Source organism: Parabacteroides sp. FAFU027, assembly GCF_022808675.1.
GTDB lineage: Bacteria > Bacteroidota > Bacteroidia > Bacteroidales > UBA7332 > CAXXIC01.
Map to the genome: position 1 here is coordinate 1 of NZ_JAKZKV010000016.1, position 15,647 is coordinate 15,647.

The window sequence follows — 15,647 nt, forward strand, 5'->3', positions numbered from 1 at the left end:
CTGATAAAACTCATCTTCGAGACCTCTTCGACAAAACTAAATTTCAAAATGACAAAGAGCGTTTTAGGCTTAATGAGCCAAATTTATTTGATTTTTAATTCGTCCCAATTTTTATGGGACACTAGTGTTAACGACAATAAAATGATGATCCTATGAAAAAGTTAGTTGCAGAATTTATTGGAACCTTATGGTTAGTATTGGGAGGATGTGGAAGTGCTGTTTTAGCCGCTGCGTATCCTGAATTGGGAATTGGATTCACCGGCGTAGCAATAGCATTTGGTCTAACCGTTTTAACAATGGCTTATGCAATCGGGCACGTATCAGGTTGCCACCTAAACCCTGCAGTATCTCTCGGACTTTGGGCAGGCGGTCGCTTCGACAAAAAAGAACTACTCCCATACATTACCGCACAAATACTGGGTGGAATTGCCGGAGCAGGTATCCTGTACGTCATCGCCAGCGGGAAAGCCGGATTTGAGATCGGTGGTTTTGCTGCAAACGGATATGCAGAACACTCACCGGGCGGATACGGTATGCTTGCCGCTTTAGTGTGTGAAATAGTAATGACCTTTATGTTTTTGATTGTTATTTTAGGCGCAACACACTCCAAAGCCGCCAAAGGATTTGCCGGAATAGCTATCGGATTGGCATTAACGCTGATCCATTTAATCAGCATTCCGGTCACAAACACCTCGGTAAATCCCGCAAGAAGTATTAGTCAGGCCGTATTTGTAGGCGGTTGGGCAATCGAACAACTTTGGTTATTTATTATTGCTCCTATCATCGGGGCAATATTGGCAGGTGTTGTCTATAAAGTGATTTCACCCGAAAAAGAATAAATTCATCGGGGAAGGTGAGTATGTGGAGTTGGCTCTATCTGCGCAAGATTCTTCTGGATGAGAATGAGCGTAAGCGTACTTCTAAAAAGTAATTTAAATTGAACGCGAAGGCGGTAAGACGCTGTGCGTTTTTATAATATTAAAAGGGCAAATCCGAGTGTGGGTTTGTCCTTTTTTTGTTTTAGATATAAAATGGCTATTTTTGATTATTGAAAGAAGATAGCAAAAAGACATTATGAAAGAAGGTACAATCTATTTAGTCATTTCGTTTCCAGAAAATTTCCCACAAGGAATTACATCTCAGACTGAGTTAATATCAATGCCACTAACTGATTCAACTCTAATAATATATGGTTATCCAGATGGCCATATATTGATTCTAGTTGAAAATGAATACGTTATTTTTTCAAGATTTGAATCCCAAAAAATACGATTCCAATCTAACCGAGATAGAATATTAACATTCATATGGTCTGAGTTTTACTCTAAGTTACAAATAAACAATCATATAATACACACAAGTAATGTATGTGAAACAAAACTAGTATCAGATGAAGCTCCTTTAAACAATAATGAAAGTATAGATCTAAGTCACAACCAAAATTTAGATAAATGGATAAATTGGAGAAGAACTCGATTCATTGAATTAGAGAAAAAGAAAAAATCAGAAAGAAGAGAAAAGACAGAGCAAGAACAAGTCCAAGAATTCGTCAATCTTTTCAACAATATTGAATTCACATTTAAAGAATGGATTCAAGGTAAAGATTTTCTCATAATGAGTCTTTTAGGGCTTCTTAGAAGTCTTTTAGCACATAAGCTTGATGAGCAAAAACCACAAAACAGTAATTACAATCCTTTACTTTTTAGAATTGCCTCATTAAAGAACCTTTCTCTTCCTGTATATGCAAGACCCGTGAATCAAAGTTTCCCAGATGATATGCTAGATTTAGCAGATGGAATACTTGCTCAAATTATTATTAATGAAGCTACAATTGATAGAAAATTCTCAAACCAAATAATCATGGACTTTCAAGAATGGCTAAACGGAGAAGTCATTATTACATATAAAGACAGAAAACCTGTATTTTACTCTATAAACAGAATGCTTTTAGATAGTTCAAATACTCTTGGAGGTTCTCATTTCGATACAGATATTCCTCTTAATATAGATTTCCTAAAAAACACATCGTTACAAAGCATAGATACAATCAAAACTATTATTCACAATACCACCATCGTAAGTCTTTTTCATTGTTCAAATGTTTTGTCTCATTTTCTCCGTTCATCGTAGTGTACAAAACTAGCTAAGCCGTTGAGCGAAGTCTCCAGACTTCGTTCTGTTAAAAGCAAGCCTCCCGGCTTGCACAAATAACGGACATATAATATATAGAAACCAGTTTCTGCGATTAATTCTTCCGTCACACCGGATTTACAACCGTACAAAAATAATGAACCGTCAGGGCGTGATCTGTGATCCGCCCTTTCTTTATTATGAGCATTTTGCAATGCGGAAAGCAGCTAAAATGCTTGTTCAATTTTAAGTTTACACACCACAACCGACCTCTTCCAGTCCTTTCTGAAGCCGGTTTACTGTGGATAGATAAGGATGTAAAATTGTTATATTTGCAGGAACCAAAGCCCCCAACCTCTTATGAACAGTGATTTACTAAAACGTTCGACAGAAGCAATCATTTCGCTCAGTGAAGCCGAATGGCAACAACTGCTGGAGCTATTCGAAGTCAGGATATTGAAGAAAAACGACTATTTTCTAAAAGAGGGTGAGGTATGCACTTCCATCGCTTTCATTAACCGGGGAACGCTGATATATTATAAGTTACAGGATTCGGGGAATGAGGCGACCACCGATTTTGCTTTTCCCGGAGATTGGGTAACCGACAACAGAAGCAGACTTAGCCATAACCCCTCTTATATTCATATCAAAGCAATTGACGACTGTGAACTGCTGGTGATTTCCAACAATAATCTTAACTATGCCTACCAACAAATCCCCAAACTTGAAAAGCTGGGGCGCATACTGATCGAGCAGGCTTTTGTGAAGATTGCACAACACAGCATTGATCTGCAAACTCTTACAGCCGGACAACGCTATGAGAAGTTGCTTCACGAGCACCCTGAGATCGTGCAACAGGTTCCGCTTTACCACATAGCCAACTTTCTGGGTATTGCACCCAAATCCCTCAGCCGCATTCGAGGAAAATAATTCAAGGTACCGAAATTTGGTAACAAATGCGGTGTAAAATCGAATCTATTCTTCTGACTTTTGCCATCCAATAGTCATTATTAAAATTCAGAAGAAATGAAAAAGCTAACGTTGATCTGCATTGTTTTACTGATCCCGGTTTTTAATGCCCTGGCACAATCCGACACCACGAATACATCATCAAAGAAACACTGCCCGCATAGTTATGACACAAAGCAAGCGTTGGAGTTTGAAAGCCTTGCACCCATGTTCCTTACCGGAGGCTTTCACCTTGCGGCCTGCTACCGATACGAAAAATTCAGGGTCAGAGTGAGCGTGATCAACGGTGGAAACTACGATGCCGAACCCGCAGGAATAAAGAACTCGTCAGCAAACTTCAAAAGATATTATAAAACGTCACCCGGTCTTTTTCTGGGTTATAATATATGGAAGAATCTCGAAGCATACACTTATCTGGAATCACACACTTTCGGTATTGAACAAAAAAGCACAGGCATTGAAAAGGACATACACAGTACAGACTTTGGTGGCGGGATCAGCTACCAGTTCTTTATTGGCCGGAATTTCTATGTTCAGCCGGGATACCACATATATTTGCGAAGCGATAAAAGTGCGAACTTCGGCTCCACACAATATCATATTCCGAATGTAGATCTGGCCCCTGTATTGCGCATCGGATGCAGAATCTGGAGTAAGTATTGAGGTCAGGTTAAACACAGGATAAAAGATGACCTGCATAAGATTAACTCCGGAATCCCAAATTCACGCAAGTATAAAAACACGCTGTCTGGAGCTAGTTCAGGTCTGAGCGTAACAGAGACCTTCCATATTTGCGACAGCAGAGTTATTTATGATAGAAAAAGGACAAATCCGGTTGGATTTGTCCAATATTATTTTGCAAGAAACAAACCGATTCCATCCAGTGTTTAGATCATAAATGCAGATAACCAAATATTTCAAACACAAAAAAGTGATGGATGAAAATATTATAGAAATAGCGGTTGCCAGATATTATCGTGAATATGACAGATATAAGAAACTGGCAGACCTTGTCTATCTTATCTGTAATGAGATCGTTCAAAAGAAACTAACCATCAGAGCAACCGTACAGAGACGGGCCAAAGATCCGAATAGCTTTCAGGAAAAACTACGAAAGCACAAAACGCTGACAACAGTAGATGAGGTCTTTGATCAAATCAGCGATTTAGCCGGTGTAAGAATCATCACCTATCTGGAATCAGACAGGGAAAAGGTGGTGGAAGAAATACGGCAGGCTTTTATCGGAAAGGATAAAGGTAATCAACCGATTATAAAAGCAAAAGACAAATCGGAGAAAGGCAAACACTATCGGGCGACTCACTGCCAGGTATATTTGCCGGATGAATATCTGATTGGTGAAAACGAAAATCTGAAAAATACAACCTGCGAGATTCAGGTGTGCAGTCTGCTGGCTCATGTATATAATGAAATCGAGCACGATTTACAATACAAACCTTTGAGCGGAATCATTTCCGAACAGGAATTAGAACTCCTTGACCAGTTGGGGTTAATCACCAAATCAGGGGACACAACCATCAAAAGATTACTGGAAGCCACCGATGAACGACTGAAAGAAAGGACCGGTGACTTCGACGATGTTCATGATTTCGTCATTCGTATGCGTGAAGAGTTGAAAGGCGAATCTACTTTCGCAAATAATGCCGGTGAACTTTATGAAGAACTACTCCTTTTGAAACTAACATCACCTCAAACGATCAACAAGGCATTGATTTCTCATGGAGAAATTCTAAAACAGGTTGCTGAGATCGAATACAATAAACTGAAAAAATATATCATTGACAATAACATAGATATTACGTTAGATGATAATTCTTCGGATATATTACTCTTGGCACTATTACGAAAAAAAGTCAATACAATAATTGCAAACCACCCTATCGGTCGCGGTAAAAGAAGACCCAGCAGATTATTACAAATCGCAATAGTCTATAAAGAGATGGTAGAAAGTGTGTAAAAACTGTATCATTCAGGCTATCCCTATTGCACTCTGCCTCAGTTCGCCTTAACCTACAAATCCGAGCTTTCGATAGACATTTTTACACAAACACCACAACATTCCAATCAAATTGATTATATTGCAGCAAAAAACCCGACAATGAGATTATTTGACAACGAGGAAAGAAGATCGCAATTTCTGGAAGAGTTCAAAAAGGTGGATAAGTTCTACAATACGTTCAAGGAAGAGTTTGAGACCGAAATCATCAACATCATCCGGCTGCATTATCCGGCATTTATCCGCACTGACGAATTCAACGAACTGCTAAGTCAATTTGCAATCGCAGCATTGAGCATTACTCATACAGTACTGGATAAGGATGAAAGTTATCCCGATTTCAGGAAGACCGAAGATCTGGCTGCATTACGGGCATACTATGCCAAAGCCATTCAAACAACCAAAAACATAGAGCTGACGGAGCAGATACACCTAAAAACAAAAGAACTGGCTGTAAAATATTATCCGAAGATTGTGGATTTATCGGGTGATGGATTCCGTTTGCTAGAACTCAATCTCAAGCTGTTTAATCTGGAATTTGTGGCAACTATCAATAGCCTGATATAAGAGAAAATAGTCGGCAACTCCACTCTGCGAATCAAAAATGTCCCGTCTTTGTGAATTTCATTTTACTTTTTGGGTATAAGATCTTAATCACCGGAGTATTTCACCAATGGAATAAACGAGGTATTGTCATTCCAGTGCTCAATATCCTTGCTATGCAAATCATCGATATAACTGTAGTGCATTGCCTGGTCGAAATACAAATCTTTGCGGATAAAAGGAATGGTGAGGTCAATCGGCAAGGTAATATCGTAGCCGGTTCGCTCCTTGCTGTTAACGACGGCGACAAAGACTTCCGGCCCCAGAATATGCACAACGTTGAAATCGGTATTCTCCCTGATCAGATTAAACAATGGCGCCCGGAAATAGATACGCAGCTCACCGCCCAGGTGTGAGTTGTCAATCAGCTCCTCAAGCAACCGGTTGTTGTGTTCGTTTGGGCACTCCACTATCCCCAGTACCCTTTTGATATGCTCCCGCTCTATCCAGCGATCGGCTTCGTCGGCAATCATTGTGGGGTCGAGATTCATTTCCAGAGAATAAAAAAACCAGGTTTCAGTGGCATTGTGCATCAAATGTCGGATGGGATTCGACGGATCACGCTGGAACAACATATGGGCAATATCAAAGCGGTTTTGCTCCATAGAGCGATCCACCACATCGATTTCATACTCATCAGCCAGCTTCAATCGCAGCGCTGCAAAGCATTCCAGTAACTGTTTATATCCGTCTCTGTCTAGGAATTCTTCAGTACGGCGATAGAGTGGCATCAATGAATTTTCAATGAGACATTGCTGAATAAGCCTGCGTTCATTAAGCAGTTCTTTTTCTGTTCTGCCCCACTGGAAACGGGTAGATGAGGGAAGATACATCTGTATATCCGAAAAGGGAATGAGTGTTTTCATGGTTCAAAATATTTATGACGGCTATACGCTAACCGGATTGAGTAACAGTTGACACAGGAGGTTAATTTGATGGTTTCTAATGCAAAGCCATTCGATCAAAAATAGAGATTTATTCCGGAAAACGTAATATAAAACGGGGGAATTTCTTCAGAGAATTTATCGCCTTTATCTGAAGGAGCATTCGCTCAGTACCCGGATTTGTACACATTTCCATAAAGAATTATCAGAATACAGGGGCTTGTTTAACTCCTTAGCTGGCAATTCGGTAAAATAATATTACTTTTGCACCCGCAAATTACAGAAACGAGTAATCGTGCACTATGTTTTGAAATAAATAAGACCAAATCATATTATGATCATTAAACAAAGAATGCGCGGATTCATCAGCCTTACCGCTCACCCGAAAGGTTGTGAACAGAACGTGCTTAACCAAATCGAATATGTAAAATCGAAAGGAGCCATCAACGGTCCGAAGAAAGTTTTGGTAATCGGTGCATCTACGGGCTTCGGTCTCGCATCGAGAATCACCAGCGCTTTCGGTTCAGATGCTGCTACTATCGGGGTATTCTTCGAAAAAGAACCACAGGAAGGTAAAACAGCTACTCCGGGCTGGTATAATACGGCTGCGTTCCAGCAAGAAGCAATCAAAGCCGGACTTTATGCTAAAAGCATCAACGGAGACGCTTACTCAAACGAAATCAAAGAAAAAACCATCAACCTGATTAAAGCTGATCTCGGCCAGGTGGATATGGTGATCTATAGCCTTGCAGCACCGGTGCGTACAAATCCGGTGACAGGCGTTACCCACCGTTCGGTATTGAAACCAATCGGTGTTCCATATTCAAATAAAACCGTTGATTTCCACACCGGCGTCATTTCTGAAGTTTCAATTGACCCTTGCAACGAGGAAGAGATCGAAAACACTGTAGCCGTAATGGGTGGTGAAGATTGGGGAATGTGGATCGACGAAATGATTAAAGCTGATGTTTTGGCTCCTAACGCGCTGACACTGGCTTATTCTTACATTGGTCCTTCAGTTACCGAGCCGATCTACCGCAGAGGTACAATCGGTCGTGCAAAAGACCACCTCGAAGCAACAGCTGCTGCTATTACTGAAAAACTTCAGGCTAAAGGCGGTAAAGCGTATGTTTCGGTAAACAAAGCATTGGTAACCCAGGCAAGCTCTGCAATCCCGGTGATTCCTTTGTACATCTCTATCCTGTACAAAATCATGAAAGAGAAAGGAATCCACGAAGGTTGTATCGAGCAAATCCAGCGCCTGTATGCTGACCGACTTTTCGTAAACGGACATATCCCGACTGACGAAGCGAACCGTATCCGCATTGACGATTGGGAATTACGAGATGATGTACAGGAAGAGGTTACCCGTTTGTGGCAAGATGCGACAACCGAATCACTCAAACACATCGGTGACCTGAAAGGTTACACCAAAGATTTCAAAAACCTATTCGGTTTCGGATTCAAAGAAGTAGATTACCATGCCGATGTAAACGAAATGGTGGAAATCGAAGGATTGGTATAATCCATTTCTAATATTATACAAAGCGGAACTTCAAACGAGGTTCCGCTTTTTTTTGTGGCTAAACCTCCAAGGTTTTGAAAACCTTGGAGGTTAGTAATGGTATTAAATTTCTATTAATTCACCACCCCGATTTATTTGGAACAGATATAAAAACTAACTTTGCCTGCATTGAAAATAAAACGATTACACCTATGGCAAAAAAGACAACATATACCGAAGCGGTAAAAGAACTGGAAGACATCGTCCGCAAGCTGCAAAACGATGAAGTGGAAATCGACCAATTGAAATCATTGGTTGCCCGTTCCACAGAACTGCTGACTTTTTGCAAGAAAACGCTTCACGAAACAGACGAAGAGATCAAGAAAATTATTGATACTCTCGAATAAGAAAAATCCATACGAAATCACATATCCAATTTCCCATTATAAAAAGTTGTCGATTGGTCTGCTATTTGTATTATTTGAACTGATAGTTTTCCCTACCCTCCGGAATCAACGGTTACTTTGCCGACACAAACAACAACTTAACTAACATATCACATCGTTCTAAAATGACAAATACTTTAAAAACAGGAATGCTGTTGGTGGCTTGCCTGTTCGTGGTCAACACGACCGATTCATTTGCCCAAAAAGTAAGAAACATCATCGTCATGATTGGTGACGGTATGGGATTCAATCAGGTACAAGCGGCTTTGACCGTCACCGGAAACAACCTGAACATGGCTAAATTCCCCTATACCGGGATTGAAAAGACTTACTCTGCAAACAATTACATTACCGACTCGGCAGCCGGAGGTACCGCCATCGCTTGCGGCGTTAAAACCAACAACGGGATGATTGGGGTAACACCGGATACTGTTCCGGTACAATCCATCTTGTCTGTTGCGGAAAAGAACGGCCTCTCTACCGGAATTGTTGTCACCTGCAACCTGACTCATGCTACCCCTGCAACCTTTTATGCACATGCCGGAAGCAGAAATTCCACTCAGGAAATAGCGAGCTGGTTTCCCAAATCGGGAGTAGATGTGGCTATCGGCGGAGGAATTAATGATTTTGAAAAGCGCACCGACGGACGCAACCTCTCCAACGAACTGAAACAGGCCGGATACACCGTTGCCTACTCAATGGAAGAGGCCGCTAAAGCTCCGGTGAAAAGCCCCCTGTTAACTTTTTTGGCTGAAGACCATCCGAAGAAAGCGAGCGAAGGCCGCGACTATTTGCCTGAAGCGGTTGAGCTGGCGATGAAAAGACTGAGCAACAACAAGAAAGGATTCTTCCTGATGGTGGAAGGCTCACAAATCGACTGGGGCGGCCACGCAAACGATGGAAACTATGTCGTAACAGAAACCGTTGACTTTGACAATGCGGTTGGGAAAGTCCTTGAATTTGCTAAAAGAGACGGTCATACCTTGGTGATTATCACCGCTGACCATGAGACAGGAGGTACTGCCATTCGTGAAGGCAGCTTCAAGGATAAAACCGTGAAGATTGACTTTACCAAAACCTACCATACCGGAGCGCCTGTTCCTATTTTCGCTTATGGTCCAGGAGCTGAACAATTTACAGGATGGTTGGAAAACACCAATTACAAGAATAAAATCGAAAAACTGGCGGGTTTGAAAGAATAATCTTCCACCTCAAAGGTAAATGTGTTTACCTTTGAGGTAAATCGGGACACTTCAAAGGTGAATTAGTTTAGCTCTAAGCTGAACCAATTCACCTTTTTGCTAAACCAGCCTACCTCGAAGGTCAATCAGTTCACCTAAAAGGTAAACCTGGGTACCCGAAAGGTAAATCGGTTCACCTTTTTGCTAAGCCGGTTTACCTTCGAGGTAAATCGGTTTAACTTTTAGGTGGGGAGGGGTACCTCTGAGGTACCCCCATTTACTCCAAATATAGATTTCAGCAGAAGATATTCCATTTGCCTAACTCCCTTTTTTACACTAAATTTGCACCCAATTTGCTGACTATTCAGCAGATTCATATTTCGCTAATGCATTGAATCAAAAACTTTGCGTCTTAGCCACTTAGCGTTCAATTAAAAAATTCGTAACTAAATAGAAAATGAGCGACCAACGGTACAACCAGCGCGGCGTTTCTGCCTCGAAAGAAGATGTGCATAACGCCATCAAAAACATCGATAAAGGTATTTTCCCAAAAGCATTTTGTAAAATCATCCCTGACATTTTGGGCGGTGATCCCGAATACTGCAACATTATGCATGCTGACGGTGCGGGCACAAAATCTTCATTAGCATACCTTTACTGGAAAGAAACCGGTGACATCTCTGTATGGAAAGGTATCGCTCAGGACGCTTTGATCATGAACATCGACGACCTGCTTTGTGTGGGTGCCGTGGATAACATTCTGGTTTCATCGACCATTGGCCGCAATAAACTATTAATCCCCGGAGAAGTGATCTCTGCTATCATCAACGGTACAGACGAACTGCTTGCCGAACTGCGCGAGTTGGGCGTTAACGCTTACTCTACCGGTGGCGAGACTGCCGATGTAGGTGACCTTGTACGCACCATCATCGTAGACAGTACCGTGACCTGCCGCATGAAACGCAGCGACGTAATCGACAATGCCAACATCCGTCCGGGTGACGTGATCGTGGGGATGGCTTCTTACGGACAGGCGACTTACGAAAAAGAGTACAACGGCGGTATGGGTAGCAACGGTCTTACCTCTGCCCGTCACGACGTATTTGCAAAATATCTGGCTGAAAAATATCCTGAAAGCTTCGACGCTGCCGTGCCTTCAGAGCTGGTTTATTCCGGTGGCCTGAAGTTAACCGACGCTATCGAAGGTCTGGACATTGATGCCGGTAAAATGGTGCTTTCTCCGACCCGTACTTATGCGCCCGTAATTAAGAAACTGCTCGATCAGCTTCGTCCGGAAATACACGGTATGGTACATTGTTCAGGTGGTGCTCAGACCAAAGTGCTTCACTTCGTAGACAACGTGAAAGTGACTAAAAATAACCTCTTCCCGGTTCCTCCATTGTTCCGCACCATTCAGGAGCAATCAGGCACTGACTGGAAGGAGATGTACAAAGTGTTCAACATGGGACACCGCATGGAAGTGTATATCGCTCCGGAACATGCGCAACAGGTTATTGAAATCTCTAAATCTTTCGGTATCGATGCGCAAATCGTCGGTTTCGTAGAAGCTTCAGAGAAAACCGAGCTGGTAATCGAAAGCGAATTCGGACGATTCGAATATTAAATCATTAAACGCCAAGGCGCTGAGATGCGATGATCTTAAAAATGAATTCATAGCGTCTTTGCGCCTTTGTGTTCAATCAATAAAACAACGACCCTATAAATGGCCGAAAATTCATTATTAGAAAAATTAGACGGACTAGTATCACGCTTCGAGGAGGTTCAGACCCTGATTACCGACCCGGCTGTGTTAGCGGATATGAAACGCTTTGTCAAACTGAATAAAGAGTACCGCGATTTGGAGAAAATCGTGGCTGCCCGCAACGAATACCAGCAAATGCTGAACGGCATCGAGGAGGCACGCATGATCCTTGATACTGAAAATGATCCCGAAATGCGTGAAATGGCGAAAGAAGAGTTGGATACCTGTTCTTCCCGCATTCCCTCTTTGGAAGAAGAAATCAAATTGTTGCTCGTGCCTGCTGATCCGGAAGACAGCAAAAATGCTATCGTAGAGATTCGTGGAGGTACGGGAGGTGATGAGGCGGCTATTTTCGCCGGTGACCTCTTCCGGATGTACACAAAATACTGCGAATCGAAAGGCTGGAGAGTTGAAGTAACCGACCACAGTGAAGGAACGTCAGGCGGATTCAAGGAGATCATCTTCTCGGTAACCGGTGAAGGCGTTTACGGTATCCTGAAATACGAATCGGGCGTTCACCGTGTGCAACGTGTCCCTCAAACGGAGACTCAGGGCCGTGTGCATACTTCTGCTGCGACTGTGGCAGTACTTCCGGAAGCTGAAGAATTCGATATCGAGGTAAAAGAATCAGACGTGCGCGTCGATACCTTCTGTTCTTCCGGTGCGGGAGGTCAGTCGGTAAATACGACCTACTCTGCGATCCGATTGGTACACATCCCGACCGGTATTACCGTGCAATGCCAGGATGAGAAATCACAGCACAAGAATAAGGCTAAAGCGATGACCGAACTTCGTTCGCGTATCTACGCTATCGAGCACCAAAAGTACCTTGACGAAATCGCTTCGAAGCGTAAGACTATGGTTTCGACCGGTGACCGTTCGGCTAAGATACGTACATATAACTATCCGCAAGGTCGCGTAACCGATCACCGCATCAACCTGACGATGTACAACCTCGCGGCAATCATGGACGGAGAAGTGCAACCGATCCTTGACCAACTGATAGTGGCTGAAAACGCTGAACGACTGAAAGAATCGGAACTTTAAGATTTAACCACTAAGACACTAAGCGCACAAAGAAACACTAAGACTTTATTAGCCTAATAATCTTAGTGGTAAGGAAATTCAAATAATCTAACACACGATAAAATGACTAAGCAAGAGCTGTTTGCTAACATCAAACGTAAAAAATCCTTCCTCTGTGTAGGACTGGATACCGACATCAAAAAAATCCCGCAACATTTATTGAAGGAGGAAGACCCTATCTTCGCTTTTAATAAAGAAATCATCGATGCTACCGCTGATTTGTGCGTTGCATATAAGCCTAATGCTGCTTTTTACGAAAGCCTGGGTATGGTGGGAATCGCAGCTTTGGAAAAAACCATTGCTTACATCAATGAGAAATACCCTGACCAGTTTATCATCCTCGATGCGAAACGCGGTGATATCGGTAACACCTCTGAGATGTATGCCCGTTCGGCTTTCGAACACCTTAAGGCGACTTCAATTACCGTGGCGCCATATATGGGAGAAGACAGCGTGAAACCTTTCCTTATCTATCCGGGTAAATGGGTAATCGTGTTGGCTCTGACATCTAACAAAGGTTCCCAGGATTTCCAGTTTACAACTGACGCAAACGGTGAGCGCCTGTTTGAAAAGGTATTGAAAACTACGCAACAGTGGGCAACTGAAGACCAACTGATGTTTGTGGTTGGTGCAACTCAGGGCAAGATGTTTATTGATGTGCGTAAAGCGGCTCCAAATCACTTCCTGTTGGTTCCTGGTGTTGGGGCTCAGGGCGGAAGCCTTCAGGATGTTGCCGAATACGGTATGAACGATACCTGCGGCCTGTTGGTAAACTCATCCCGTCAGATTATCTACGCTTCTAACGGCGAAGACTTCGCGCAAGCTTCTAAAGCGGAAGCGGCTAAAGTACAACAAGAGATGGAAGCGCTGTTAGCTGCTAAAGGTCTTATCTAAGAGCATATCTATTCAATCATATAAAGGCTGGAAGATGAATTTCTTTCAGCCTTTCTTGTCTTTTAGAGTATGGCTGTTGTCTGGTACATTACTTTCGCTTACTCTGCTGTTACGATAGAGCATTTCACAATTACGACAGTGCAATTTGTTAATACGATAAACCATTATTGGGTTACGATAGAGCGTTTTGTTAATACGATAGCCCATTAGTGAGTTACGATAGAGTATTTTGCCATTACGATAAAGCATTTCTCTACTACGATATTACAATATGTTAATAAGATAGCCCATTGGGAACTTACTTTTGCTCTCTTCTCGTTTACTTTTTCACATTTCCCATTTACGATAAACACCTTCTTCTTTACGTATTAACAATTTGCACTTACTAATTCGTGCTTTGAGGTTATGTAAGGCCTCTTTGTTATTTTACCGGCGCCAATAGTCGTTATTTTCCTCCAACTGGATATTTTTTGAGTGTGTATTAATGTGATTGTAGAGATTTACATACAATGATATTATTCAATATGATATTTACAGAGATAATATAATGATGTTTCGCTGACATTAAACTGTTTTGTATATTTGAAAGGAAATAATAATCACATAAGAGAAATTAATCGCTTAATAATAAGTCAATCAAATGAAGCTTAATAAGGTAATAAAATATACATTAGTTTTCATCGTCTTTTGTATAGCCTGGAATCTAATCGGGGATTATATTGAAAAATCATTTCGTAAGAATGTCTATTCTAAAAGGAAGATGTATTGTTATGAACGATATCACAAAGGTACTGTTAATCCAGTATTGTATGTAGAAGATAAAATGTATTGGGATTCACTCATAACTTATTACAGACAAATAGAACATGGGAACATGAATCCGGTTTTTAATTTTCCAGTGAATGAAATGCCTTATGATACTTGTGTCTATATCATGGGATATGAGCATGATTCTTTAATTGCAGATGTGATTTGTTATTATGATTGGGGGAGGACTGGCACCTATAGAAGAGGATATGTTTATCGAAATACGCTGCACTCTGATCTTCCGCCTAAAAAGAAGACTTATAATAAAATGAATTAAAAGATAAGCAGGTCAAATGCCGGACTTGATTAATTTAATTGCATTTTATCATTATTGAAAAGCACTAATGATTGGGCTATTACAAATACCTGATTAAATATTTATTCAAACTTCCCAGACATCAAAACTTCACTATTATATTTACCTTTGACAAAACAAAAATAGCCGTTATGAAGAGTAAAATATTTTCCCTATTGATTCTTTTTTCCCTTGTATGCACAGCAACATACGCCCAAATGGATGATAAAGCCGTTTTTGAGCAATATAAATCCGCTGTCAGCCCGAAGTTGCCTTTGGAGAAATTGATTGAAGAGACGGGCAGATTCTTTCTGGACCGTCCTTACGTGGCGAGTACGCTGGAGATTAACGACCGGGAGCAGTTGGTGGTCAATTTACGCGAGTTGGATTGTACTACGTTTGTGGAGACGACTTTTGCATTGGCTTTGACTGCCAAATCAAAGGATTTTACCTATGATAATTTCTGTCGCACATTGACCCAAATCCGTTATCGGGATGGTAAAATAGACCAGTATCCTTCCCGATTGCACTATTTCACCGACTGGATTAAGGACAACACAAAAAAGGGGCTCGTGAAAGATGTTACGAAGAAGATCAGCTGCGACACCATTCGATTCCATGATGGTTTTATGAGTCATAACCCTGATAAATACAGAGCCCTGCGCGAACATCCCGAATTTATCCCTACTATAGCGGCTCAGGAGAACGATATTAACCAACGCATCTACAATTATATTCCGAAGGCTGATGTGGCTGCTAAGGCGAATAAGATCAAAACCGGCGACATCATTGCCATTACCACAAACCTGAAGGGACTGGACATCAGCCACGTTGGTTTTGCCGTGTGGGTGGGCAAAGAACTGCATTTCATGCATGCTTCCTCGACGTTGAAGAAAGTGGTCGTCTCCGATAAGACATTGGCCGAATACCTGAGTGGCGTGAAAATTCATACCGGAATTATCGTATTGCGCCCTATTGAATAATAACCCCATTCGCTATAAGAGGCAGTGTAAAAACTCAGCAAAGTTTCAAGTGCTATTGTATTTTCCGCCCCTAAATCCCCTAAAGGGGA

General features: G+C 41.7%; 15 protein-coding genes and 1 pseudogene. 15 read left to right on the forward strand and 1 reads right to left on the reverse strand.

Annotation, left to right across the window (positions count from 1 at the left end; genetic code table 11):
- The 7 genes and pseudogenes from MLE17_RS17345 to MLE17_RS17375 form a co-directional block, all read left to right on the forward strand.
- Positions 1-98, forward strand: a pseudogene (locus MLE17_RS17345) (IS4 family transposase); the annotation flags it as partial.
- A 54-nt stretch (positions 99-152) separates the two neighbouring features.
- A complete protein-coding gene (aqpZ, locus tag MLE17_RS17350; RefSeq protein WP_243350002.1) occupies positions 153-839 on the forward strand; it encodes an aquaporin Z in 687 nt (228 codons plus the stop codon).
- A gap of 235 nt (positions 840-1,074) precedes the next feature.
- Entirely contained in the window at positions 1,075-2,130 is a 1,056-nt protein-coding gene (locus MLE17_RS17355) for a hypothetical protein (protein WP_243350003.1), read from the forward strand.
- Positions 2,131-2,490: 360 nt separating this feature from the next.
- Entirely contained in the window at positions 2,491-3,060 is a 570-nt protein-coding gene (locus MLE17_RS17360) for a Crp/Fnr family transcriptional regulator (RefSeq protein ID WP_243350004.1), read from the forward strand.
- 96 nt (positions 3,061-3,156) lie between these two features.
- Positions 3,157-3,762 carry a hypothetical protein gene (locus MLE17_RS17365; RefSeq protein WP_243350005.1) on the forward strand — a complete coding sequence of 202 codons (606 nt, stop codon included), beginning with the start codon at positions 3,157-3,159 and terminating at the stop codon, positions 3,760-3,762.
- Between the two features lie 271 nt (positions 3,763-4,033).
- On the forward strand, positions 4,034-5,074 hold the full coding sequence (locus MLE17_RS17370; RefSeq protein ID WP_243350006.1) for a GTP pyrophosphokinase family protein: 1,041 nt from the start codon (positions 4,034-4,036) through the stop codon (positions 5,072-5,074).
- 141 nt (positions 5,075-5,215) lie between these two features.
- The gene (locus MLE17_RS17375; RefSeq protein ID WP_243350007.1) at positions 5,216-5,680 is read left to right on the forward strand and encodes a hypothetical protein; all 465 of its coding nucleotides are present in this window, start codon (positions 5,216-5,218) and stop codon (positions 5,678-5,680) included.
- Between the two features lie 83 nt (positions 5,681-5,763).
- On the opposite strand, the gene MLE17_RS17380 is transcribed toward MLE17_RS17375, so the two are convergent.
- Complete coding sequence (locus MLE17_RS17380) at positions 5,764-6,582, reverse strand: hypothetical protein (protein WP_243350008.1); 819 nt, start codon at positions 6,580-6,582, stop codon at positions 5,764-5,766.
- A 352-nt stretch (positions 6,583-6,934) separates the two neighbouring features.
- On the opposite strand from MLE17_RS17380, the gene fabV reads away from it, so the two are divergent.
- From fabV to MLE17_RS17420, 8 genes are all read left to right on the forward strand, one after another.
- Positions 6,935-8,125, forward strand: a complete 1,191-nt coding sequence (fabV, locus tag MLE17_RS17385) for an enoyl-ACP reductase FabV (protein ID WP_243350009.1) — start codon at positions 6,935-6,937, stop codon at positions 8,123-8,125.
- Positions 8,126-8,316: 191 nt separating this feature from the next.
- A complete protein-coding gene (gene xseB / locus MLE17_RS17390; RefSeq protein ID WP_243350010.1) occupies positions 8,317-8,511 on the forward strand; it encodes an exodeoxyribonuclease VII small subunit in 195 nt (64 codons plus the stop codon).
- A 164-nt stretch (positions 8,512-8,675) separates the two neighbouring features.
- A complete protein-coding gene (locus MLE17_RS17395; RefSeq protein ID WP_243350011.1) occupies positions 8,676-9,752 on the forward strand; it encodes an alkaline phosphatase in 1,077 nt (358 codons plus the stop codon).
- Positions 9,753-10,188: 436 nt separating this feature from the next.
- Positions 10,189-11,355, forward strand: a complete 1,167-nt coding sequence (locus MLE17_RS17400; protein WP_243350012.1) for an AIR synthase related protein — start codon at positions 10,189-10,191, stop codon at positions 11,353-11,355.
- 99 nt (positions 11,356-11,454) lie between these two features.
- Positions 11,455-12,540: a peptide chain release factor 1 gene (gene prfA, locus MLE17_RS17405; protein ID WP_243350013.1), complete on the forward strand. Its 1,086-nt coding sequence runs from the start codon at positions 11,455-11,457 to the stop codon at positions 12,538-12,540.
- A gap of 102 nt (positions 12,541-12,642) precedes the next feature.
- Entirely contained in the window at positions 12,643-13,473 is an 831-nt protein-coding gene (gene pyrF, locus MLE17_RS17410; RefSeq protein WP_243350014.1) for an orotidine-5'-phosphate decarboxylase, read from the forward strand.
- A 640-nt stretch (positions 13,474-14,113) separates the two neighbouring features.
- Positions 14,114-14,557: a hypothetical protein gene (locus tag MLE17_RS17415; RefSeq protein ID WP_243350015.1), complete on the forward strand. Its 444-nt coding sequence runs from the start codon at positions 14,114-14,116 to the stop codon at positions 14,555-14,557.
- Between the two features lie 170 nt (positions 14,558-14,727).
- Positions 14,728-15,558: an N-acetylmuramoyl-L-alanine amidase-like domain-containing protein gene (locus tag MLE17_RS17420; RefSeq protein WP_243350016.1), complete on the forward strand. Its 831-nt coding sequence runs from the start codon at positions 14,728-14,730 to the stop codon at positions 15,556-15,558.
- Positions 15,559-15,647 lie beyond the last annotated feature (89 nt).